General features: G+C 40.5%; 22 protein-coding genes and 1 riboswitch. Of the genes, 21 read left to right on the top strand and 1 reads right to left on the bottom strand.

The window, feature by feature from the left end:
• Positions 1–29 precede the first annotated feature (29 nt).
• Genes purC through purD form a run of 9 tightly spaced genes read left to right on the top strand, consistent with a single transcriptional unit; the run spans position 30 to position 9,744 of the window.
• Positions 30–752, top strand: a complete 723-nt coding sequence (gene purC / locus IQ10_RS12845; RefSeq protein WP_144450878.1) for a phosphoribosylaminoimidazolesuccinocarboxamide synthase — start codon at positions 30–32, stop codon at positions 750–752.
• The gene (purS, locus tag IQ10_RS12840) at positions 740–991 is read left to right on the top strand and encodes a phosphoribosylformylglycinamidine synthase subunit PurS (protein WP_144450877.1); all 252 of its coding nucleotides are present in this window, start codon (positions 740–742) and stop codon (positions 989–991) included. The genes purC and purS overlap by 13 nt, the downstream gene beginning before the upstream one ends.
• Positions 988–1,671 carry a phosphoribosylformylglycinamidine synthase subunit PurQ gene (gene purQ, locus IQ10_RS12835; RefSeq protein WP_144450876.1) on the top strand — a complete coding sequence of 228 codons (684 nt, stop codon included), beginning with the start codon at positions 988–990 and terminating at the stop codon, positions 1,669–1,671. Before purS ends, purQ begins: the two co-directional genes overlap by 4 nt.
• Entirely contained in the window at positions 1,655–3,871 is a 2,217-nt protein-coding gene (gene purL / locus IQ10_RS12830; RefSeq protein WP_144450875.1) for a phosphoribosylformylglycinamidine synthase subunit PurL, read from the top strand. The genes purQ and purL overlap by 17 nt, the downstream gene beginning before the upstream one ends.
• Positions 3,856–5,268 (top strand): amidophosphoribosyltransferase, encoded by a 1,413-nt coding sequence (purF, locus tag IQ10_RS12825; protein ID WP_144450874.1) that lies wholly within the window; start codon positions 3,856–3,858, stop codon positions 5,266–5,268. Before purL ends, purF begins: the two co-directional genes overlap by 16 nt.
• A gap of 20 nt (positions 5,269–5,288) precedes the next feature.
• On the top strand, positions 5,289–6,323 hold the full coding sequence (purM, locus tag IQ10_RS12820) for a phosphoribosylformylglycinamidine cyclo-ligase (protein WP_144450873.1): 1,035 nt from the start codon (positions 5,289–5,291) through the stop codon (positions 6,321–6,323).
• Entirely contained in the window at positions 6,323–6,895 is a 573-nt protein-coding gene (gene purN / locus IQ10_RS12815) for a phosphoribosylglycinamide formyltransferase (protein ID WP_144450872.1), read from the top strand. The genes purM and purN overlap by 1 nt, the downstream gene beginning before the upstream one ends.
• Before the next feature lie 16 nt (positions 6,896–6,911).
• Entirely contained in the window at positions 6,912–8,450 is a 1,539-nt protein-coding gene (purH, locus tag IQ10_RS12810; protein ID WP_144450871.1) for a bifunctional phosphoribosylaminoimidazolecarboxamide formyltransferase/IMP cyclohydrolase, read from the top strand.
• A 22-nt stretch (positions 8,451–8,472) separates the two neighbouring features.
• A complete protein-coding gene (gene purD, locus IQ10_RS12805) occupies positions 8,473–9,744 on the top strand; it encodes a phosphoribosylamine--glycine ligase (RefSeq protein ID WP_144450870.1) in 1,272 nt (423 codons plus the stop codon).
• Positions 9,745–9,901: 157 nt separating this feature from the next.
• Here purD and IQ10_RS12800 read toward each other — a convergent pair whose 3' ends face one another.
• A complete protein-coding gene (locus tag IQ10_RS12800) occupies positions 9,902–10,162 on the bottom strand; it encodes a YgaP family membrane protein (protein ID WP_144450869.1) in 261 nt (86 codons plus the stop codon).
• Positions 10,163–10,296: 134 nt separating this feature from the next.
• Here IQ10_RS12800 and IQ10_RS12795 point away from each other — a divergent pair, with 134 nt between their 5' ends.
• From IQ10_RS12795 to pcrA, 12 genes are all read left to right on the top strand, one after another.
• Complete coding sequence (locus IQ10_RS12795) at positions 10,297–12,036, top strand: adenine deaminase C-terminal domain-containing protein (protein WP_144450868.1); 1,740 nt, start codon at positions 10,297–10,299, stop codon at positions 12,034–12,036.
• A gap of 54 nt (positions 12,037–12,090) precedes the next feature.
• Positions 12,091–13,116: a DUF3048 domain-containing protein gene (locus IQ10_RS12790; protein ID WP_242009822.1), complete on the top strand. Its 1,026-nt coding sequence runs from the start codon at positions 12,091–12,093 to the stop codon at positions 13,114–13,116.
• A gap of 24 nt (positions 13,117–13,140) precedes the next feature.
• On the top strand, positions 13,141–13,452 hold the full coding sequence (locus IQ10_RS12785; RefSeq protein ID WP_144450867.1) for a YerC/YecD family TrpR-related protein: 312 nt from the start codon (positions 13,141–13,143) through the stop codon (positions 13,450–13,452).
• A 171-nt stretch (positions 13,453–13,623) separates the two neighbouring features.
• A complete protein-coding gene (ade, locus tag IQ10_RS12780; RefSeq protein ID WP_144450866.1) occupies positions 13,624–15,354 on the top strand; it encodes an adenine deaminase in 1,731 nt (576 codons plus the stop codon).
• Positions 15,355–15,529: 175 nt separating this feature from the next.
• Entirely contained in the window at positions 15,530–16,060 is a 531-nt protein-coding gene (locus IQ10_RS12775) for a helix-turn-helix domain-containing protein (protein WP_144450865.1), read from the top strand.
• 15 nt (positions 16,061–16,075) lie between these two features.
• On the top strand, positions 16,076–17,011 hold the full coding sequence (locus IQ10_RS12770; protein WP_144450864.1) for an alpha/beta hydrolase: 936 nt from the start codon (positions 16,076–16,078) through the stop codon (positions 17,009–17,011).
• Complete coding sequence (locus IQ10_RS12765; RefSeq protein ID WP_144450863.1) at positions 17,004–17,210, top strand: hypothetical protein; 207 nt, start codon at positions 17,004–17,006, stop codon at positions 17,208–17,210. Before IQ10_RS12770 ends, IQ10_RS12765 begins: the two co-directional genes overlap by 8 nt.
• Positions 17,191–17,523 (top strand): heavy metal-binding domain-containing protein, encoded by a 333-nt coding sequence (locus tag IQ10_RS12760; RefSeq protein WP_144450862.1) that lies wholly within the window; start codon positions 17,191–17,193, stop codon positions 17,521–17,523. The genes IQ10_RS12765 and IQ10_RS12760 overlap by 20 nt, the downstream gene beginning before the upstream one ends.
• Positions 17,524–17,586: 63 nt before the next feature.
• A riboswitch (cobalamin riboswitch) is annotated at positions 17,587–17,784 on the top strand.
• 163 nt (positions 17,785–17,947) lie between these two features.
• Positions 17,948–20,182: a ribonucleoside-diphosphate reductase subunit alpha gene (locus IQ10_RS12755; RefSeq protein WP_437177688.1), complete on the top strand. Its 2,235-nt coding sequence runs from the start codon at positions 17,948–17,950 to the stop codon at positions 20,180–20,182.
• Positions 20,183–20,201: 19 nt separating this feature from the next.
• Positions 20,202–21,239, top strand: a complete 1,038-nt coding sequence (locus tag IQ10_RS12750) for a ribonucleotide-diphosphate reductase subunit beta (RefSeq protein WP_144450860.1) — start codon at positions 20,202–20,204, stop codon at positions 21,237–21,239.
• Positions 21,240–21,438: 199 nt separating this feature from the next.
• The gene (pcrB, locus tag IQ10_RS12745; RefSeq protein ID WP_144450902.1) at positions 21,439–22,134 is read left to right on the top strand and encodes a heptaprenylglyceryl phosphate synthase; all 696 of its coding nucleotides are present in this window, start codon (positions 21,439–21,441) and stop codon (positions 22,132–22,134) included.
• Between the two features lie 76 nt (positions 22,135–22,210).
• A complete protein-coding gene (gene pcrA / locus IQ10_RS12740) occupies positions 22,211–24,412 on the top strand; it encodes a DNA helicase PcrA (RefSeq protein WP_199757427.1) in 2,202 nt (733 codons plus the stop codon).
• The last annotated feature ends 1 nt before the right edge of the window (position 24,413 follow it).

Raw genomic sequence — 24,413 nt, 5'->3', positions numbered from 1 at the left:
TCCAATATTCAGGACTTGGAGGGTCAAAGATGGAAAAAGGTGCCTTGCTCTATGAAGGAAAAGCGAAACAAATCTATCAAACAAGCAAAGAAGATGAATTGTGGGTAAGTTACAAGGATGACGCTACTGCTTTTAATGGTGAGAAGAAAGAAACATTAGCAGGGAAATCACGACTTAATAATGAAATTTCATCATTGATTTTCACTTACTTACAAGAGAACGGAATTGAAAGTCACTTTGTTAAAAAGTTATCTGAGACAGAACAGCTTGTTAAAAAAGTAGAGATCATTCCACTTGAGGTTGTTGCCCGTAATGTTGTAGCAGGGAGCCTAGCAAATCGTCTTGGTATGGAAGAAGGAACGCAACTCGAGTCACCGATTGTTGAATTTTACTATAAAGATGATGATCTTGGAGATCCACTTGTAACTGAAGATCATATCGCTATTTTACAAGTTGCTTCAAGTGAAGATTTAAACGTTTTAAGAGAAAAAGCGTTAGAAGTAAATAAACATTTAATTACGTTATTTGATGAATTGAATGTTCGTCTTGTCGATTTCAAATTAGAGTTTGGTCGCACGAGCTCAGGAGACATTTTGCTTGCTGATGAAATTTCACCTGATACATGCCGTTTATGGGATAAAGAAACGAATCAACGTTTTGATAAAGATATTTTCAGACGCAATTTAGGAAGTTTGCAAGAAGGGTATCAAGAAATTCTATCACGTTTAGGGGGATCATCATGGTCAAAGTAAAGGTTTATGTAACGTTAAGAGAAAGTGTTCTAGATCCACAAGGTGGCGCAGTAAAGCGTGCATTACACACAATGAATTACAACGAAGTAGAAGAAGTTCGTATCGGTAAATATATGGAATTAATACTGGAAAAAACAGATGATCTTGATAAGCGTGTTGATGAAATGTGCTCTAAGCTTTTAGCTAACACAGTTATTGAAGATTATCGCTATGAAATTGAGGAGGTAGTCTCATCATGAAATTTGCGGTGATCGTCTTTCCTGGTTCTAACTGTGATGCGGATATGTTTCATGCCATTAAGGACGCATTGAAAGAAGAAGTCACTTACGTTCGTTACGACGAAACATCGCTTGAAGGCTTTGATGGGGTGCTCTTACCTGGAGGATTCTCTTACGGCGATTACTTACGTTCAGGCGCAATCGCAGGTTTTGCTCCAATTATGACTGCTGTAAGACAATTTGCCGAAGCTGGTAAGCCTGTTCTCGGCGTATGTAATGGATTTCAAATGTTGCTTGAGCTAGGTCTACTTCCTGGCGCAATGAAAAGAAATGATGGGTTGAAGTTCATTTGTCGCCCAACTACACTAATCGTTGAAAACAATGACACAATGTTTACAACTGGCTATGAAAAAGGTCAAGAGATCACAATCCCTGTTGCACATGGTGAAGGGAACTATGAGTGTGATGCGGAAACATTAGCACAACTAGAGATTAATAATCAAGTAGTCTTCCGTTATAAAGAAAACATTAATGGTTCAAAGGCAAATATTGCTGGAATTAAAAATGAGCAAGGGAATGTACTTGGTATGATGCCACACCCAGAGCGCGCTGTGGAATCATTACTTGGCAGCGATGATGGATTAAGCTTATTTCAATCGATAGTACGAAATTGGAGGGAATCTCATGTCACAACTTCTTGAACCAACAGCAGAGCGTGTAAAGGAAGAAAAGCTTTACCGCGAGATGGGGTTAACAGATGATGAATTTGCCATGGTTGAGCAAATTATCGGTCGTACACCTAATTACACAGAAACTGGATTATTTTCGGTTATGTGGTCTGAGCATTGTAGCTACAAAAATTCTAAAGTTCTACTCAGAAAGTTCCCAACTAAAGGAGAACGAGTTCTTCAAGGTCCTGGTGAAGGGGCTGGTATCATTGACATTGGCGATGAGCAAGCGGTTGTGTTTAAAGTTGAGAGTCACAATCACCCTTCTGCGATTGAACCTTATCAAGGGGCTGCAACTGGTGTAGGTGGAATTTTGCGCGATGTCTTTTCTATGGGAGCTCGTCCAATTTCGTTGCTTAATTCCCTACGTTTCGGTGAGTTAGATGCATCACCACGCGTTCGCTACTTATTTGAAGAAGTCGTTGCTGGTATTGCTGGATACGGAAACTGCATGGGTGTTCCAACAGTTGGTGGAGAAATTCAATTTGATCCTTGCTATGAAGGAAATCCATTAGTAAATGCCATGTGTGTCGGTTTAATTGACCATAAAGACATCCAAAAAGGCCAAGCAAAAGGTGTCGGCAACACAGTTATGTATGTTGGTGCAAGCACTGGTCGTGACGGAATTCACGGTGCGACATTTGCTTCAGAAGAGCTTGGAGAAGACTCTGATGAGAAGCGTCCAGCAGTTCAAGTAGGGGATCCATTTATGGAGAAGCTTCTTCTTGAAGCATGCTTAGAGCTTATACAAAATGATGCCCTTGTAGGAATTCAAGATATGGGTGCTGCAGGCTTAACATCATCATCAGCTGAGATGGCAAGTAAGGCTGGTTCAGGGATTGAGATGAACCTTGACTTAGTGCCACAACGTGAAAAAGGAATGACACCATATGAAATGATGCTTTCTGAATCACAAGAGCGTATGCTGATCGTTGTGAAAAAGGGTCGTGAGCAAGAAATCAAAGACATTTTTGATCGTTGGGGATTATTATCTGCCGAGGTCGGTCACGTAACAGATGATAAGCGCCTTCGTTTGATTCATAAAGGTGAAGTGGTAGCGGATCTTCCAGTTGATGCACTTGCAGAAGAAGCTCCTGAATACCATAAGCCATCAAGTGTTCCTGCTTATTATGAAGCGTTCCAAAAGCAAGAAGAAAAGACTCCAGTTGTGAATGATTATAAAGAAACACTTTTAAAACTACTTGCACAGCCAACAATTGCGAGCAAGGAATGGGTTTATGATCAATATGATTACATGGTACAAACAAATACAGTCGTTGAGCCAGGTTCAGATGCAGCTGTTGTTCGTATTCGCGATACAAGAAAAGCACTTGCAATGACAACGGATTGTAATTCACGTTATATCTATCTTGACCCAGAAGTTGGCGGACAGATTGCTGTTGCTGAAGCAGCGCGTAACGTTGTCTGCTCTGGGGGTGTACCACTTGGCCTTACAGATGGTTTGAATTACGGAAGCCCAGATAAGCCTGAAATTTTCTGGCAGCTTGAGAAATCTACTGATGGTATGAGTGAAGCTTGTCGTGTTCTTGAAACACCGGTTATTGGAGGAAACGTATCTCTTTATAACGAAACAGCAGGTGTCGCAATCTACCCAACACCAGTTATTGGGATGGTTGGTTTGATCGAAGACATTGATCATATTACAACACAATCATTCAAACAAGCAGGCGATGTGATTTACCTTCTTGGAGAAACGAAGCCAGAGTTTGGCGGAAGTGAATTACAAAAGCTTGTTGAAGGTGATATCTCAGGAAAGTCTCCTTCTCTTGATTTAGAAGTAGAAAAGAAACTTCAAAAGCAGCTTTTACAAGCGATTCAATCAGGTCTTGTAGCATCAGCACATGATGTAGCTGAGGGTGGATTAAGCGTTGCTTTAGCGGAATGTATGACTGACGGAGAAGTTGGCGCAACGGTTACTCTTACTGGTGAGACAACGGCAGCATTATTTGCAGAGTCACAATCTCGTTTTGTTGTAACAGTTCCTCAAGAGAAGGCTGAGCAGTTCGAGCAATTGACAGACGCAACTCGCATTGGTGAAGTGACAGATTCACGCACACTTAAAATCGAAGGTGATAATCGCCTCATCCTTGAAGTAACACAGGATGAAATCGTAACGGCTTGGAAAGGAGCCATTCCATGTTTGCTGAAATAAAAGGCTTGAATGAAGAGTGTGGAGTGTTCGCGATTTGGGGACATAAAGACGCAGCATCTCTTACGTATTATGGTCTTCATAGCTTGCAGCACCGCGGACAAGAAGGAGCAGGCATTGTCGTAACAGACGGGGAAGAGCTAAAGGTTCATAAAGGCCTCGGTCTTGTGAACGATGTGTTTAAACCTGAAGATTTTGCTAATTTAACTGGAAAAGCAGCAATTGGACATGTCCGTTATGCAACTGCAGGAGGGGGAGGATTTGCCAATGTGCAACCTCTTCTCTTCCGTTCACAAAGAGGAAGCTTGGCGATTGCTCATAATGGTAATCTTGTTAATGCCAATAGCATGAAGCATCAGCTTGAAAGCCAAGGAAGTATTTTTCAATCAACTTCTGATACAGAAGTATTAGCTCATTTAATTAAGCGTAGCGGTTATTCAACGTTAGAAGAACAACTATATAGTTCTTTAGCGATGCTTAAAGGAGCATATGCCTTTGCTGTTATGAATGAAAATCAGCTGTTCATTGCCCTTGATCCAAACGGTTTGCGTCCACTTTCCATTGGTCGACTGGGAGATGCGTATGTTGTGTCATCAGAGACATGTGCTTTTGATTTAATCGGTGCGACGTTTGAGCGTGAAGTAGAACCTGGAGAGCTTATTACAATCGATGATAATGGTTTACGTTCACAGCGTTTTACAGGAAAAGCGCCAAGAGCAATTTGTAGCATGGAATATATTTATTTTGCACGTCCTGACAGCAATATCGATGAGTTTAACGTTCATACATCAAGAAAGAATTTAGGGAAGCAACTGGCAATGGAGGCACCTGTTGAAGCAGATGTTGTCACAGGTGTACCTGATTCAAGTATCTCAGCAGCTATTGGCTATGCTGAACAAGCTGGGATTCCATATGAGCTTGGAATGATTAAAAACCGTTATGTTGGTCGGACATTTATCCAACCGTCTCAAGAATTACGTGAGCAAGGTGTGAAAATGAAGCTCTCAGCTGTGCGTAAAGTAGTCGAAGGAAAACGAGTTGTCATGATTGATGATTCGATTGTTCGTGGGACGACTAGTAGACGAATTGTGAATATGCTGCGTGAAGCAGGAGCAAAAGAAGTTCATGTTCGTATTAGTTCACCGCCAATTAAAAATCCATGTTTTTACGGGATCGATACGTCAACGACAGGGGAGCTCATTGCGGCTAATCATTCTATTGAAGAAATGTGCGAAATGATGGGGGCAGATTCACTTGCTTTTCTATCAGTAGACGGGCTGACAAAAGGAATTGGCCGTTCAGCTGATGAGCCGAATTGTGGTCAGTGTCTCGCTTGTTTTACAGGAAATTATCCGACTGAAATTTATCCAGATACGTTACATCCTTATGCAAAGGTATAGAGGAGAAGGGAGCAAGAAGAATGTCAGAAGCATATAAACAAGCAGGGGTTAGTCTTGAAGCAGGCTACGAAGCAGTGGAGAGAATGAAGCAACATGTTAACCGAACAAAACGTGCGGGTGTAATGGGTGGACTCGGCGGATTTGGTGGTATGTTCGATCTGTCTTCTTTAAATCTGAAAGAACCAGTACTCGTTTCTGGAACAGATGGTGTTGGGACAAAACTAATGCTTGCGTTTATGCTCGACCGTCACGATACAATTGGTGTTGATGCAGTAGCGATGTGTGTCAATGATATTGTTGTCCAAGGTGCAGAGCCTCTCTATTTTCTAGATTACATTGCGTGTGGAAAAGCAGTTCCAGAACGACTTGAAGCGATTGTCAAAGGAGTGGCAGATGGCTGTGAGCAAGCAGGCTGTGCTCTTGTTGGTGGCGAAACGGCGGAAATGCCTGGGATGTACAGTGAAGATGAGTACGACTTAGCAGGTTTTGCCGTTGGTGCTGTTGAGAAAAAGCAGCTTGTGAATGGGGAAAAGATTCAAGCTGGTGATGTTGTTATTGGTTTATCGTCTAGCGGTTTGCACAGTAATGGCTTTTCACTCGTAAGAAAAATTTTGCTTCATGATAATGATTTCTCTTTAAATGATCATATTGATGAGCTTGGAAAAACACTTGGTGAAGAGCTATTAACACCAACAAAAATCTATGTTAAATCATTACTTGCTTGTTTAAAAGATCATGACGTTCATGGAATGGCGCATATTACTGGCGGAGGTTTTTATGAAAATATTCCGCGCATGCTGCCTGAAGGCGTTCAAGTTGAGGTTGAAAACGGATCTTGGCCGATTCCACCGATCTTTTCACTTTTGCAAAAATACGGAAAACTAACAGATAAAGAGTTATTCTCAACGTTTAATATGGGAATCGGAATGGTCGTTGTTGTGCCTGAAAAAGGTCATGAGGATGTCATTCGACTCCTTGAATCACACGGGGAATCTGCTCATGTGATTGGACGTGTACAGCCTGGTAGCGGCGTAACAATTGAGGGTATTGAGTAATGAAGATTGCCATTTTTGCTTCAGGTAGTGGAACGAATGCTGAAGCAATTATAGAAGCAACGAAAACAGGACAACTTGATGCAGAGGTTGTCCTGATCGTTACTGATAAGCCAAAGGCAAAGGTCATTGAGCGGGCGGATAAGTATCGTGTTCCTGTAAAGGCATTAGACCCAAAAAACTATCAAAATAAGGCTTCCTATGAACAAGAAATTGTTGACCAACTTAGGGCAAATGAAGTCTCTTTTGTTGTGTTGGCAGGTTATATGCGTTTAGTTGGAAAAACGTTACTTGAAGCGTATGAGGGACGGATTGTCAATATTCATCCATCCTTATTACCGTCTTATCCAGGGCTTGACGCGATCGGACAAGCCATTGATGCAAAAGTGAAAATAACGGGTGTGACGATTCATTATGTCGATGCTGGTATGGATACGGGATTGATCATTGCTCAAGAGCCAGTTAGAATCGAATCAACTGATACAATCGAGACATTACAGGCAAAAGTGCAAAAAGTTGAACATCAATTGTATCCTCGCACTTTGCAATCAATCATAGCAGAATCAACAGAATGAAAGGTTGGATTAGAGAATGAGTAAGAGACGAGCATTAGTAAGTGTATCGGACAAAACGGGCATTATTGAATTCGTTAAAGCTCTTGTCGAACAAGGTTTTGAAGTGATTTCAACAGGAGGGACAAAACGTTCGCTTGAGGAAGCAAATGTTCCTGTCATCGGAATTTCAGAAGTGACGGGCTTCCCAGAAATTTTAGATGGTCGTGTAAAAACACTTCATCCGAATATTCATGGTGGATTGCTAGCAATGAGAGATAAAGAAGAACATCAAAAGCAAGTCGCTGAGCATCAAATTGCCCCAATTGACCTTGTTGTCGTGAATCTTTATCCATTTAAAGAAACGATTACAAAGCCTGATTGTAAGTTTGAAGATGCAATTGAAAATATTGATATCGGTGGTCCAAGTATGCTACGCTCGGCTGCAAAAAATCATAACGATGTTATAGTAGTTGTTGATCCAGCTGATTATGAGGTTGTCCTAAATGAGCTTAAATCAAACCAAGATGTTACAAAAGAAACAAAGCGTCGTCTGGCAGCAAAGGTATTCCGCCATACAGCTGCTTATGATGCGTTGATTGCTGAATATTTAACAAATGCAGTAGGCGAGGAATCACCTGAAAGCTTAACGGTAACGTATGAGCGTAAGCAAGGATTACGCTATGGTGAAAACCCTCACCAAAAAGCAACATTTTACAAGAAGCCACTTGCTGATGAAAGTTCGATTGCAAGTGCGACGCAATTACATGGTAAAGAGCTTTCTTACAACAATATTCATGATGCAGATGCTGCGCTTGCAATCGTAAAAGAATTTAACGAGCCTGCAGTTGTGGCAGTTAAGCATATGAATCCGTGTGGAGTTGGAACAGGAGTGACAATCGAAGAAGCATACGGACGTGCTTATGAAGCTGACTCTGTTTCAATCTTTGGTGGTATTGTAGCGGCAAACCGTGAGATTGACGAAGCAACAGCTCTTAAAATGAAAGATATTTTCCTTGAAATCATTATTGCCCCTTCATTTACACAAGAAGCACTTGATGTGTTAACAGCTAAGAAAAACCTTCGTTTGTTAACAGTTGCATTGGATAAACAAGAGAAGCCTGAAGCGATGTTAACTTCTATTCATGGTGGACTTCTTGTTCAAGATGAGGATCATTTAGGCTTTGACGATGCAGAGATCTCGATTCCAACAAAGCGTGAACCAACAGAAGCTGAGTGGGAAGCATTGAAGCTTGCTTGGAAAGTCGTGAAGCATGTGAAATCTAATGCGATCGTGCTTACAAATGGTCAAATGACTGTTGGTGTTGGTGCTGGTCAAATGAACCGCGTTGGCTCAGCTGATATTGCCATTAAGCAAGCAAGTGAGAGAATTGAAGGAGCAGTAATGGGTTCTGATGCTTTCTTCCCAATGGGCGATACAGTTGAACTTGCAGGAAAAGCTGGTGTGACGGCTATTATCCAACCTGGAGGATCGATTCGTGACGAAGAATCAATTGAAATGGCTGATAAGTACGGAATTGCCATGGTCATGACAGGAGTTCGACACTTTAAGCACTAATTGAAAAAGAGGAGTGGAACGAATGAAGGTTCTTATAATTGGTAGTGGTGGTCGTGAACATGCACTTGCATGGAAAATGGCACAAAGTAAGCAAGTGACAGAAGTATTTGTCGCTCCAGGTAATGACGGGATGGTTGATGTTGCAACACCTATTAACATCGCAGAAGATAATCATGATGAGCTTGTTGCTTTTGCAAAAGAGCAAGAGATTCATTTAACGTTTGTCGGTCCTGAAGTTCCGTTGCTCGGTGGAGTTGTTAATCGTTTTCAAGAAGAAGGTCTACGTATTTTTGGACCGAGAAAAGAGGCTGCCCTACTAGAAGGTAGTAAGTCTTTCGCGAAATCGATTATGAAAAAATACAATATTCCTACTGGGAGCTATGAAACATTCACTGACTATGACAAGGCAGTAGCATATGTAAAAGAGAATGGTGCTCCAATTGTTATTAAAGCAGATGGACTTGCAGCTGGTAAGGGTGTTGTTGTTGCAATGACAGAGGAAGAAGCAATTAATGCACTTGATTCAATGCTAAATGATCAAGCGTTTGGTGAGGCTAGTGCCCAGGTCGTGATTGAAGAGTACCTTGAAGGTGAAGAGCTATCTTTAATGGCTTTTGTTCACCATGATAAGGTGATTCCAATGGTAGGCGCTCAAGATCATAAAAGAGCTTTAGATGGCGATCAGGGACCAAATACTGGTGGTATGGGTGCTTATTCTCCAGTCCCACAGTTTTCTGCTCAAGATGTAGAAGAAGCAGTGAAACATGTCCTGCAACCAACAGCTGATGCTTTGATTAAAGAAGGGACTCCTTTTACAGGTATCTTATATGCTGGGTTAATGATGACCTCAGCTGGTCCTAAAGTGATTGAGTTTAACGTACGTTTTGGTGATCCAGAAACACAGGTTGTTTTGCCGCGTCTAGATTCTGATCTTGTATCTGTGCTTGATGATTTACTTGACGGAAAAACTCCTCAATTGGCATGGACAGATGAAGCCATCGTTGGAATTGTCATTGCAAGTGAAGGCTATCCAGGTTCTTATGAAAAGGGAACCGTTATTAATGGATTAGACCTTTTAGACGAAGATATCCTTGTTTTTCATGCTGGAACGAAAAAAGAAGACGGAGAGTGGAAAACGAACGGTGGACGCGTCCTTCTTCTTGCAACGAGAAAAGAGACACTGCAAGAAGCACAAAAACGTGTCTATGAAGAAGTAAGTAAAATGGATTCAACTGGACTGTTTTACCGGACAGATATTGCGAACAAAGCTATTTCCCGCGTTTCTTCTTCATGAAGATAGCAATGAGCGCTAGTATACTTCCAATCAGTAGAGTATAAAGAAACAGGGAATCAGTTCATACTCTGTATATTCAGCATTTGGTTTCCTCCTATATTTGGATAAGAGTCTGCGCGCCTGGTAGAGAAACCCAGTGTGCAGGCTCTTTTTGCTTCTATGATGGATTGGTGTGGTCTTCATGTTCATGATGATGGTTATCGCACTCACACATATGCCTCATATTGTGTTCTGCAAAATAAACAAGCGGACAAAAACTTGTGATTCCCTCAGCAACCTTCATCCCACCTAACATTGCCATTATTAAAGGCAACATATCACTCGATCTTCGGGAAAGTTTAGCGGTAGACCAAGCGAGCATAGTGAAGCCCATTGAAATTCGGCATAAGGCATTAATACGACCAATATTTGGTTCCATAAAGAGACACCTCTCCAATTTTTAGTCTATTGTTACATAAAATTTGTTAAAAGATTTCACATCTTTAATGAGTTAAACCATAAAAATGTGGTACGATTGAAAAAATAGGAATTGACGAAATGGGTGATGATCAGATGACAGAGAGACTTTATCGCTGGACGAAAAAAAGATTACGACAGCAACTAGCTGTAGTACAAGGAGAAAGAGCTCCTTCACTGGTTCTCAAAGATGCAACCTATTTGAATCACGCTCGCCGAAAATGGTTAAAAGCAAATATATGGGTTGCTGAGGACCGTATTGTTTACGTAGGTAAGGGGATGCCTCCTGTACTAACAAATACAGAAATCGTTGATTGTTCGCAATCACGAGTTGTACCAGGTTATATCGAGCACCATGCTCACCCGTTTCAATTATATAATCCCCATAGCTTTGCGAATTATGCGGCAAGTCGGGGAACAACAACGCTTATAAATGACAACATGACGTTCTTTTTATATCTCGACAAAAAGAAAGCGCTTACTTTAATTGATGCTCTTGATGAGCTTCCAACCTCCATGTATTGGTGGTGCCGTTATGATGCTCAGACTGAGTTAAATGATGAAGAATTATTTTCTAATTCAAAAATGAAAGAATGGCTAGAACACCCTCTAGTGGTCCAAGGCGGGGAGCTTACTTCATGGCCGAAGGTGCTAACTGGTGATGATTCCATTTTGCACTGGATGCAGGAGACCACAAGACTCCGTAAGCCAATTGAAGGTCATTTACCAGGAGCATCTGAACGGACTCTCGCTCAGATGGCACTTCTCGGTGTGACATGTGATCATGAATCGATGACAGGGGAGGAAGCGGTTAGACGACTAGATTTAGGGTATATGACGTCTTTACGCCATTCGTCGATCCGTCCTGATTTACCAAAGCTGTTAAAGGAAATGCAGGAACTTGGTGTTGATTATTTTGATAGATGTTTAATGACAACAGATGGATCACCACCATCTTTTTATGAAGATGGATTAATGGATAAATTGATTCGTATTGCGATTGAAAGTGGATTAGATCCGATTGATGCTTACGCAATGGCAAGCTACAATGTCGCCAAATATTATCAACTTGATCACAAGCTTGGAATGATTGCACCTGGTCGTATTGCTCATCTAAATATCCTTGATTCAGTTGAAAATCCGACGCCGACATCTGTTTTAGCTAAAGGAAAGTGGATTGTTCGTGACGGAAAACAATGTGAAGAATATGAACCATTCCCTTGGGAGGAGTATGGTATCGGTTCATTTGAAGCAAATTGGGATTTAACAGAAAATGATTTGCATTTTTCAATGCCGATGGGTATTGAAATGGTTAATGCCGTTATTTTAAAACCGTATCAAATTCCAATTGAATGTACAGATCGAATATTAAGCATAGAGCATGAAGAAAGCTTTTTTGCCATGATTGATAAAAATGGTGAATGGCTTATTACAACGATGATTAAAGGATTTGCTACTCATGTCTTTGGATTTGCGAGTTCATTTTCAAATACAGGTGACATTATTTTAATTGGAAAAAGCGTTGCTGATATGGTTGCTGCTTTTCGAGCATTGAAGGAACAAGGCGGAGGAATGACGCTGGTCGAAGATGGTGAAGTAATTGGCAGTATACCGTTACAATTGTTTGGAATACTGTCTGCTAAGCCAATGCAAGAAATTATGAAAGATGAAAAAAAATTCGTTAAGCTTCTACGCGATCGTGGTTATAAGCATGAAGATCCGATTTATAGTTTGCTTTTCTTTTCATCTACACATTTGCCGTACATTAGAGTTACACAACGCGGGATTTACGATGTGAAAAAGAAAACGGTACTCTTTCCTGCTATTATGCGTTAAACTAGAAAAGGATATTTTTTAATGAGTTAAATCAGAAAAGGATTGTGCGTGAAGATGAGAATGAAAAACAAGCTATTATTGGTCTTAGCCTCAGCCTTCATATTAAGCGCATGTGGCAATGAGGAAGATATAGCTGGAGTAGAAGATGATCCGATTGTAGAAGGGTTTGAGGAAGTTATTGCTCATTTTCCCTATACTTATCCACTGATTGGTGTGGAAACAGAGGAACAGCTTGACCGACGTGTCATTGGTGTAACGATTAATAATCACCCTGCTGCAAGACCTCAATCTGGTATTGGAGATGCAGATCTTGTATACGAGGTGTTATCAGAAGGTGAGATTACACGCCTTGTTGCGTTGTTTCACAGCGAGCTGCCAGAGCGTGTTGGTCCAGTCCGCAGCTCGCGACCGTATCATATTGATTTAGTAAATGGGTATAATGGAATGCTTGTAACACATGGTTGGAGTCCAGAAGCAGAGCGACTTTTAAATGGTGGAAGAGCTGATTTTTTAAATGGACTACACTATGATGGTACGCTTTTCCAACGTTCAAATGAGCGCAAAGCTCCTCATAATTCATATATTACGTTTGATAACATTCTTCAAGGTCTAGATTCACGTGGGTATGAGTTAATTGGATCAGTACCGAACCTGTCTTTTTATGAAAATGAAGACGTGCCTTTAGAAGGAGCAGAAGCTAAAGAAATTGAGGTCAACTATCTAAATCGTAACTATGTCCAATATGTCTTTGATGATGAAACTGGGCTTTATGAACGCTTTAATGATGAAGAACAGACGATTGATTATGATACAGAAGAACCTATTCGCATTGCTAATTTGTTGATTGTTGAGACAGAACATCGTATTTTAGATAATGAAGGTCGACGTGCCATTGATTTGATTTCTGGCGGAGATGCGATCCTTTTTCAGGATGGTATTGCAAGTACTGTGAAATGGGAAAATCGTAATGGCCAAATTATGGCTGTTGAAAACGGTGAACTTATCCGTCTTAAACCTGGTCAAACATGGATTAATATTGTACCAACGTCGCCAGGGATAGAAGCAAGTGTTACATATTAACGTGTTAGAAAGGTGTGAATGTTCATGCAAATAGATAAACTTCGTGGGAAAGAACTTGATCAACTATTTAAAGCGATTCTATCACTGAAGGATCTTGAAGAATGCTATGAATTTTTTGATGACTTATGCACGATCAATGAAATCCAATCATTAGCACAGCGTTTAGAAGTGGCAAGAATGCTACAAAACGGGTATACGTATCATAAGATTGAAACGGAAACGGGTGCAAGTACGGCAACAATTTCACGTGTGAAGCGTTGTTTGAATTACGGAAATGACGGCTACAAAATGACGTTAGATCGTGTGAAGGAAGCAGAGCTACAAGTAGAAGAATAAAAATGGAAAGTCTGACTAGAGACGATCATTAATTGACTGAATGCGATTAATGAAAAGTTTTGGGTCAGGCTTTTTTGCTTTTTGTGAGATAATCTTCTGCATGTCGTGCATTTCACACGAATTCATACTACAATAGACGGACTATTATGTGGAGCAGGAGTGGGTCAAAAGATGAAACCAATGTTAAAAAGAAGGTTGGCGGCAGCGACCAAAAGAGAAAAAGCTGATCTTGTTGTCAAGAATGGAACCATTATAGATGTATTTACGTTAACGACTTATCAGGCGGATGTTGCGGTAACAGACGGCATCATTATCGGAATTGGCCATTATGAGGGCAAGAAAGAAATAGATGCAAAAGGTGCCTACATTTCACCAACTTTCATTGATGGTCATGTTCATATTGAGTCGGCGATGGTTCCGCCAGAGGAGTTTGCAAAAATTGTAGTACCTCGTGGTGTGACGACGATTATGGCTGATCCTCATGAAATTGCAAATGTAGGGGGCATAAAAGCTGTTCAATATATGATTGAAGCGTCAAAAGATTTACCACTTGATATTCAGATTATGGTCCCGTCCTGCGTGCCAGCAACTAATTTTGAACATAATGGAGCTGAGTTAACCGCAGAGGATATCGCTACATTGTTTGATGAAAATGGTGCGTATGGCTTAGCGGAAGTAATGGATTACCCGGCTGTTTTTGCTGGTGATGATCGAATGCTAGAAAAATTAGGTGCAGCGTGGGAACGTGGCAAATTGATTGACGGTCATGCGGCTGGTTTAGATGAGGTTGGATTGAATGCTTACGGTGTAGCTGGGATTAAGAATGATCATGAGGCTGTCACTGCTGAGGAAGCACTTGATCGTTTGCGAAGAGGCATGTATGTCCTTATGCGTGAAGGAACTGCTGCAAAAGATATCGAGGCCCTTCTTCCTATTTTGACCCCGCAAAACGCAAGACGCTGTGTCTTTTCTACAGATGATAAGCATTTGGATGACCTTGTTAGTGAAGGGAGTATTGATGCGAGTGTCAGAAAAGCAATTAAGCTAGGAGTTGATCCGCTTCAAGCGATTCAAATGGCCAGTTTAAATGCCGCAGAATGCTTTGAGCTTAAAGAAAAAGGGGCAATTGCTCCTGGTTATGAAGCGAGCTTTCTTTTCATTCGAGACTTAGAACAGCTTGAGGTTGAAGAGGTTTATGTGAAAGGGCAGGCTGTTGCCAAAAATGGTGAGATGATTATCTCGGTAAGAGAGCCTGTTGCACCACCTGACTTCCTTCTTGAGAGTGTTCTTGTGAAGCCATTTGAAGAACATATATTTGATTTAAAGATGGAGTCGACGAAAGCTCATGTGATTGGTGTAAAGCCAGGAACAATTGTAACGGATCACCTAATCGAGGAGGTAAAGGTAGAAAACGGATTATTTGTTCCTTCAATTGAAAACAATCAACTAAAGCTAGTTGTCGCAGAAAGACATAAGGCGCTTGGTCATGTTGGCATTGGAATCGTCAAAGGAATACCACTAAAAAACGGAGCAATTGTCGCGACGGTTGCTCATGATTCGCATAATATCGTGACCTGCGGGACAGATGATGTAAGCATCCGTTTTGCAATGGAGCATGTTATTAAGCAAAATGGTGGGATTGCAGTCGTCCAAGGGAATAACGTTTTAGCAGATTTGTCCTTGCCACTTGCAGGACTGATGTCGCTTGCTCCTTTTGAAGAGGTAAACCGCTCTTTACACGATTTGGAACGAGCTTTAAAAGAAATTGGTTTTGAAGGGGATTGGAATCCATTTTTAACGTTATCATTCCTTGCATTACCTGTCATTCCTTCATTGAAACTAACGGATACGGGCTTGTTTGATGTTGAGGCTTTTGCCCATATCAATGTTGTACAGAAATAATGTAATTAGAGAGAAGAAGCACTCACTTGTTGAGTGCTTCTTCTCTATGAGTATGCCTAAATTGATTTTTTAGGAAAATTCTTATAGACAATTAGAATTTTTTCTATTACTATTATTATCATTATAGATAATGATAATAATAGTAAAGACAATGATGGTGGGGTGAGAGAGCAATATGACTAAAAAAGCGGATGTGATGTTGCATCCTGTTAGAATGAGGCTAATTCAGACACTGCTTTCATATAATGCAATGACTGTTCAACAGCTTCTTGAAAAACTTGATGATATTCCTCAAGCAACGATGTATCGTCATTTAAAGCACTTAGTAGATGCTGACCTCATTGAAGTGATTAATACGAAAAAAATACGCGGAGCAATTGAGAAGACATACGCAATCAAGAAAGAGAATTTAACCATTTCAGAAGAAGAGGTGGCTGACACACCTGTCGAGGAGCATCTCCGTTATTTTATGACTTATCAAGCAAACTTATTGAAGGAATTTGAAAACTATGTTTTAAAGCATTCCGCAAAAGATTTTGCTAAGGATGGACTTGGTTTTTCACAAACGACGCTTCATTTAACAGCCGATGAAATGGCTCAGTTTGGCAGGGAACTTGGAGAAGTCATCCAACGCTTTGCGCAAAATGAGCCGAAACCAGAAAGACAAGCAAGAACGTTAGCTACGATTTTTATCCCACAAAAGTAATTGGAGGAAGCAAAGATGAGCGAACAAGCGATTACATTTGAACGAAATGGGACATTACATGGAACGTTATCAATTCCAGTATTTGAAAGTGAATCTTATCCAGCTATTCTTCTTATTCCAGGTTCAGGACCACTTGACCGAGATGGGAATGTGAAAAGACAGTCATTTAATCTGTATAATCAGCTTGCTGAATTTTTCACAGATAATGGCTTTGTCACATTGCGCTATGATAAGCGTGGAACAGGAAGAAGTGGTGGGGAATTTATTCGGGCAGGCTTTTGGGATTTAGTTGCAGATGCAAGAGCTGCTCTTCAATTTTTACAAGAGCATACATTAGTTGATAAGCAACGTATTTTTCTATTAGGACATAGTGAAGGATGCATGCTAGCACCTGAAATTACGCGTGACAAGGGGATAGCTGGACTAATCTTAGTAGCTGGAGCTGCTGAATCCCTGCTTGAGGCGCTTACCTATCAGCGAGAGCAGATTGTAAATGATTTAAAAGCCATAAAAGGATTCAAAGGAAAGCTTATCCGTCTTTTAAAAATGGATCAAAAAATAAAAAGGCAGGGTGTGAAATTTGATAAAAAAATTCGTACTTCTACACAAGATGTGATAAGGTCCCAAGGAGTGAAATTGTCAGCTAAATGGTTTCGTGAACACTTTGAGTACGATGTGTATGAGGGCTTGAGACAAGTTGAATGTCCAGTTCTTGCGATTACTGGCTCTAAGGATGTGCAAGTCACACCAGAACATGTGTATGAAGTACCAAAGCTAGTAAAGGGAGAAACAGAGGTTCATATTATTGAAGGAATGAATCATATGCTTAGAGATCAGCCAGAAGAGGCAAATATGCTGCAGTTGAAAAAGGTGTATAAGCGTGTTGGGGAACAGCCACTCTCACCTACATTTCTTGAGATTATGAAAACGTGGATACAGCGTCATGTCTGAGTCATTTAAATACTTGCTTATCGTTCTTGCTGTAATTGGGCAGTTAAGTGGAATTGTGCTGTCATTTATAAAGCTCGAATGGGCGTTAATGATGTTTAGTGTATATGGAATTGCTCTTATTGTATTGCTTGTCGTCTTTATTTTGGATCGTAAAAAAGAGAAAAAGGAGGAAATTAATTATGATGATTGTGACTACTGAACAGGTGGCTGGTTATGACATAACGGAGGTAATCGGATATGTCAAAGGAAGTACGATTCAAACGAAGCATGTTGGTCGTGATATTACGGCTGGATTGAAAAGTCTTGTGGGTGGGGAAATTCAAGGCTATAACGAAATGATGACAGAAGCAAGAAAACTAGCAATGCATCGTATGGTTGAGGAGGCAAAATCAAAAGGAGCAAATGCAGTTGTTGCGATGAGAATGCAGTCAGCAGCGGTGATGGCTGGGGCAGCGGAAATCATTGTGTACGGCACAGCTGTAAAAATTGAAAAGAAAGAAACTCTTGCATAATCAATTAAGATTCGGTAGTATGTACAATATATCGTAATTTGATTGATTATAAATAACTATATATTGATTTTTCGGAATGAATGGTGTCATAGACGACTTAATAGGGAATCTGGTGTGAATCCAGAACTGTCCCCGCAACTGTAAGTGTGGACGAAATGAGGCAACCACTGTACAAGCAGGTTAGAATCTAGCTCTTGTATGGGAAGGCTCAAAGTAGAAAGAAGCACGAGTCAGGAGACCTGCCATAATTCCTCAGTCAGCTATCTTCGGGGAGTGAGAAGTGAGACGGCAGAGATCACAGGTAAGTCATATATTGAGATAATATATGTGGCTATTTGTTTCTGAATCTACTTTTCACACGCCGTTTTACGCTCTTTCTCTCTTTGCTGAGAGGAAGGGCGTTTTTTGTTTTGGATTAGGAAACATGGCTAAGGTCACCTACATTTTGAAGGAGTGGAACGGAATGAAAGCTCAAATCATTTTAGAAAATAACCAGACAGAGGCAATGCTAGTCAAACGCTTTGCTGATTTACCGATTAAAGAATGGATTAGCAAGTTAGATGAGGACCTATCTTGGGAAAAGCGTGCGCTTGATGCACTTAATCACTTAGAAATGGAAGATCCAGATTGGACGTATGTTGCCGCTCAGTGTTATCTCTATTCCTTATATGAGCAAATCTATCAGGCAAGAGGTTGTTCTGTTGAGACGTGGACACAGACATTTGCTAATCATGTAGAAAGATTAATAGAAGAGGGAATTTATGACGAGCGTTTAGCAAGTTATTCGAAGGATGAGCTCGAGCAATTTGCCCAAATACTTGATCTGAAACGAGACGAACGCTTTACCTATATTGGTATTAAAACATTAGCTGATCGTTATTTGGCACGTCATTTTGATGGCGCCTTACTTGAATTACCACAAGAGCGCTGGATGGTTATCGCAATGATGTTAATGGTCAAGGAACCAGTGGAAAAAAGAGTGGAGCTCGTGAAGGAAAGCTACTGGGCCCTTTCGCATTTGTATATGACAGTTGCAACACCGACGCTTGCTAATGCAGGTAAAAAAGGTGGACAGCTATCAAGCTGCTTTATCGACACAGTTGAAGATGATTTACGATCGATTTTTGATAGTTGTACAGATGCAGCCACTGTCAGTAAAAATGGCGGTGGATTAGGTATTTATCTCGGGAAGATTAGAGCAAAAGGATCTTCAATTAGAGGGTTTAAAGGTGTCTCTTCTGGTGTGATTCCTTGGATGAAGCAATTAAATAATGTTGCTGTTAGTGTTGATCAGCTTGGACAACGTCAAGGAGCGATTGCTGTCTATTTAGATGTATGGCACAAAGACATTTTCTCGTTTCTTGATGCAAAATTAAATAATGGTGATGAACGTCAACGGACACATGATTTATTCACGGCCGTTTCGCTGCCAGATTTGTTCATGGAAGCCGTCGAAAAGCGAGATAGCTGGTTTTTGTTTGATCCTCATGAAGTACGCAAGGTTATGGGTTTCTCTCTTGAAGATAGTTTTGATGAAGAAGAAGGAGCAGGGACATTTCGTCGTCGCTATGAGCAATGTGTTGACGAAGAATCATTATCGCGTGTTGGAGTTCCAGCGATTGATATTATGAAGCGAATTATGTTGTCGCAGCTTGAGACAGGCAGTCCGTTTATGTTTTACCGGGATACGGTGAATCGTTTGAATCCAAATAAACATAGTGGGATGATTTATGGCTCAAATTTATGTACGGAAATCATGCAAAATATGAGTGCGACTGTAGTAGAAGAAGAGAATACAGAAGACGGGAAAATCATTACAACGAAAACACCTGGTGATTTTGTTGTCTGCAATCTTTCGTCGATTTCTCTTGCTCGTGCTGTTGGTGAAGCTGTACTAGATCGACTGATTACGATTCAAGTGCGCATGCTGGATAACGTCATTGATTTGAATGCCATCGAAGTGAAGCAGGCTCAGTTAACGAATGAGAAATACCGTGCTATCGGTTTAGGGACGTTCGGATGGCATCACTTACTCGCTACAAAAGGTATTGCGTGGGAAAGCGAAGAGGCTGTCGCGTATGCTGATGAAGTGTATGAAGAAATTAATTATCTAACCGTAAAAGCTTCGATGGAACTAGCAAAAGAAAAAGGAACTTACAAAGTATTTGCTGGATCAGACTGGGAGACAGGCGATTACTTCGAAAAGCGTAACTACACATCTGAAAAGTGGGCGGATTTACGAAAAGAAGTCAAAGAGAATGGTGTTCGAAATGGATATATGCTTGCTGTTGCTCCTAATGCGACTACCTCATTAATTGCAGGTTCAACGGCTTCAATTGATCCGATATTTGCAAAGTTTTATATGGAAGAAAAGAAAAATTATCGTATTCCAGTTGTTGCACCAGATTTAACGGCTGCGACAACATGGCTTTATAAACCTGCTCATTTAATCGACCAAAAGTGGAGTATTCGTCAAAATGGGAAAAGACAACGCCATGTCGATCAAGGAATCTCATTTAATCTTTATGTACCAAATACGGTAAAGGCTAAGGAACTTCTGGATCTACATTTGCTTGCATGGAGTGAAGGATTAAAAACAACGTACTATATTCGCTCAACATCTGTATCGGTTGATGATTGTGAAAGTTGCTCTAGTTAAAGAGAAGAGGAGAGAGATAATGAATACGCTGCAGCAAAGAAAACTTTATGATGTTCATGCACCAAATGCTTCTACAGCTCTCATTAATGGGGAGAGCTCCAATGTTTTAAACTGGGATGATGTCCGTTTTTCTTGGGCTTATCCTTTATATAAAAACATGCTTGCTAATTTTTGGACGCCATTTGAAATTAATATGACCCATGATGCCAAGCAATTTCCAACGTTAACAAATGATGAACAAGAAGCGTTCAAGAAAATTATCGGCTTACTCGCTTTTCTAGATAGTATTCAAACAGACTATACGCTAAGAGTAGCGGACTATTTAACGGATTCGAGTATGGCTGCGTTAATGAGTGTGTTGTCATTCCAAGAGGTTGTACATAATCAAAGCTATTCCTATGTGTTATCAAGCTTAGTTCCAAAAGCTGTGCAGGACGAAATCTATGAATATTGGAAAAATGATGAGGTTCTGCGCAAGCGTAATGAATTCATCGTCGATGGGTATGAGGCATTTGTAAGTGACCCAACACCTGAAACGCTTGCCAAATCAATCGTCTATGATGTGATTTTAGAAGGCTTGAACTTTTACTCAGGCTTCGCATTCTTCTATAATTTAGCTCGCAATCAAAAAATGGTTTCGACTTCTACGATGATTAACTATATTAATCGCGATGAACAGCTCCATGTATATTATTTTACGAATCTATACAAAGAGCTGTTAAAAGAAAATCCAGAGCTAGACACAAATGACATGCGCATGTTCGTTGAAGAAGCTTTTAAGACAGCGACACAACTTGAGATTGAATGGTTCCGTTATATTATTGGAAATAAAATAGACGGGATCAATCCAGATGAGATGGAGTCCTATTTAAAATTCATGGCTAATAAACGAATGAAACAGCTTGGCTATGATCCTGTTTATCCAGATCACCGTCTTAATACGATGAAATGGATTAAAGCATATGAAGATGTCAATGCAGCGAAAAGTGATTTCTTTGAACAAAAATCTCGTCAATATGCAAAAGTATCGACTGATAATGGATTTGATGAGTTATAATGAAAGTATGAAATGAATGAAAAATCGTGGCTTTGTAGCTACGATTTTTTTGCGATTTTTTAAAAATAATGAAATCATGACACTTCTAACGTTGGGCGACAACGATTCTTTTCTTTGATATAATGACGTTCAGATATGTGAACAGATTGAACGGATGAATCCTGTATATCGGGTGAATAGTGGGAGTTGAATGATAACAATGCTTGAGTATCAAGAGTGGCGACATGTTTATAAATTAGATCCGAATAAAGAGATTTCAGATGAGGACCTTGAAGCGATTTGTGAATCGGGAACAGATGGGTTAATTATCGGTGGAACGGATGGGGTAACACTTGATAATACACTGCAGCTGCTTGCTCGCATTAGACGTTTTACAGTGTCATGCGCGCTAGAGGTGTCAAATATTGAGGCGATTACACCTGGGTTCGACTACTTTTTTATTCCGTCTGTGATGAATAGTGCGAAAGTTGAATGGGTGCTAGGTTATCATCACAAGGCCATTAAGGAATACGGTGCAATTATGAATTGGGATGAACTAGTCGTTGAAGGCTACTGTGTGTTAAATCCTGAAGCGAAGGTAGCCCAGCTAACAGAAGCGAAGACGGATTTATCGGTGGATGATGTCGTTGCTTATGCACGGATGGCAGAAAAACTTTATCATTTTCCAGTCTTTTATTTAGAGTATAGTGGTGTGTATGGTAATTCTGACGTGGTCAAAGAGGTTTCGTCTGTGCTTGAGAGCACGAAACTATTTTATGGTGGCGGTATTCGATCGGTTGAACAGGCACGAAAAATGGCCGAATATGCGGATACCGTAATCGTTGGAAATCTGATTTATGATGACGTTGAAGCAGCTTTGAAAACTGTTGCTGCGGTAAAAGAGACATTGAAATAGAACCATGAACGAGGTAAAATAAAAATAAGAACATTTGTTTGGTGGTGGGAATGTGCAAGCGAAAATTATTGAGAAAATGCTCGCAGGACTGAATCCCGAGCAGAGAGAAGCCGTTACTCATACAGAAGGGCCACTTTTATTGATGGCAGGTGCAGGTAGTGGTAAGACACGTGTGTTAACGCACCGTATTGCTTACTTACTACGTGAAAAAGGAATTGCACCGTGGAGCGTGTTGGCGATAACATTCACAAATAAAGCTGCACGTGAGATGAAGGATCGTGTCGCGCAGCTTGTGGGACCAATCGCAGAAGATATTTGGATTTCGACATTTCACTCAATGTGTGTGCGAATTTTACGCCGTGATATTGATCGAATTGGCTATAATCGCAACTTTACGATACTTGATTCGACTGATCAATTATCGGTTATTAAACAAATTTTAAAAAAGAATAATATTGACCCAAAGAAGTTTGAACCAAGAAGTATTCTTGGAACCATTAGTAGTGCAAAGAATGAATTGAAGAAACCAGATGCCTTTGCAAGCACGGCGAAGGGGCCATATGAACAAACGGTTGCTGATGTCTACGTGGAATACCAGAAGCAGTTAAAGAAAAATCAGGCGTTAGACTTTGATGACTTAATTATGAAAACAACAGAGCTCTTTAAGCTTGTTCCAGAAGTGTTGGAATTCTATCAACGTAAATTTCAGTATATCTTAGTTGATGAGTATCAAGATACGAACCGTGCTCAGTACATGCTTGTGAATATGTTAAGTGATAAGCTGAAAAATATTTGCGTCGTTGGGGATTCTGATCAATCTATTTACCGTTGGCGTGGGGCCGATATTGCTAATATTTTATCCTTTGAGGAAGACTATCCGAACGCAAAGGTTATTTTGCTTGAACAAAATTATCGTTCGACGAAAACGATCCTTCAAGCTGCAAACCAAGTGATTGCTAATAACATGAACCGTAAGAAAAAGAACCTCTGGACAGAAAATGATAGTGGTGGGAAGATTGGTTATTTTTCTGCTGATACGGAGCAATCAGAGGCGCAGTTTGTCGTAGAAAAAATTCAAGAAGCAGTGAAAAATGGAACATACAAGTATTCAAATATTGCGATTTTATACCGGACAAATGCTCAGTCGCGTGTGATTGAGGAATTTTTTGTGAAGTCGAATATTGATTACAATATCGTTGGCGGAACTAAGTTCTATGATCGTAAAGAAATTAAAGATCTACTCGCTTATTTACGTCTGATTGCGAACCCTGATGATGACATTAGCTTGCAACGAATTGTTAATGTACCAAAGCGTGGTATTGGAGCAACGACGGTTGATAAAATCGGTGCTTATGCAACGGATCAAGATCTATCATTATTTGCTGCTCTGCAAGAGGTTGAGCAAATTGGATTAAGTGGTCGCGCGGTCACAAAGCTCCAAGATTTCTCGAAGCAATTGAACAATTGGGTAGACATGCAGGAATATTTGTCTGTGACAGAGTTAGTCGAAGAGCTACTTGAGCGAACGGGCTATCGTGACATGCTAAAAAATGAACAATCGATTGAAGCACAAAGTCGTTTAGAAAATATTGATGAATTTATCACTGTAACGCAGGAATTTGAAAAGCAAAATGAAGATAAGTCACTCGTTGCCTTTTTGACAGATCTAGCGCTTGTGGCTGATATTGACAAGCTTGATGAGGAAAACGAAGGTAAGCCAAAAGATGCGATCACACTAATGACGCTCCATTCAGCAAAAGGGCTTGAGTTCCCGCTTGTTTTCTTAATTGGTATGGAGGAAGGTATTTTCCCACATAGTCGCTCGTTGTTTGAGGAAGAAGAAATGGAAGAAGAGCGCAGACTTGCGTATGTTGGTATTACTCGGGCAGAAAAAGAGCTCTACTTAACAAATGCGAGATTACGGACATTATACGGGCGGACGAATACAAATCCACCATCTCGTTTCATTGCTGAAATTCCTGATGAATGTATGGAATCATTAAATGAAGTGAAGCAAGCACCAAGCTGGATGACGTCATCTCGTAAAACAGCGACGCCTCAGCCTTCATCGAGAACGACAAGATCCCAAGTTGTACAAACGGGTGGAGACCAAATTTCATGGAGTGTCGGCGATAAAGCAGAGCATAAAAAGTGGGGAGTCGGAACAGTTGTGAGTATGAAAGGAGAAGGAGAGTCGATTGAATTAGACATTGCCTTCCCTAACCCAACAGGTATTAAACGACTATTCGCTAAATTTGCCCCGATTACGAAGCAATAGA

The organism is Halalkalibacter nanhaiisediminis (genome assembly GCF_007830185.1).
Lineage (GTDB): Bacteria > Bacillota > Bacilli > Bacillales > Bacillaceae_D > Halalkalibacter > Halalkalibacter nanhaiisediminis.
The sequence above is the reverse complement of the archived record's forward strand: the minus strand, read 5'-3'. Positions and strand labels throughout refer to the sequence as shown.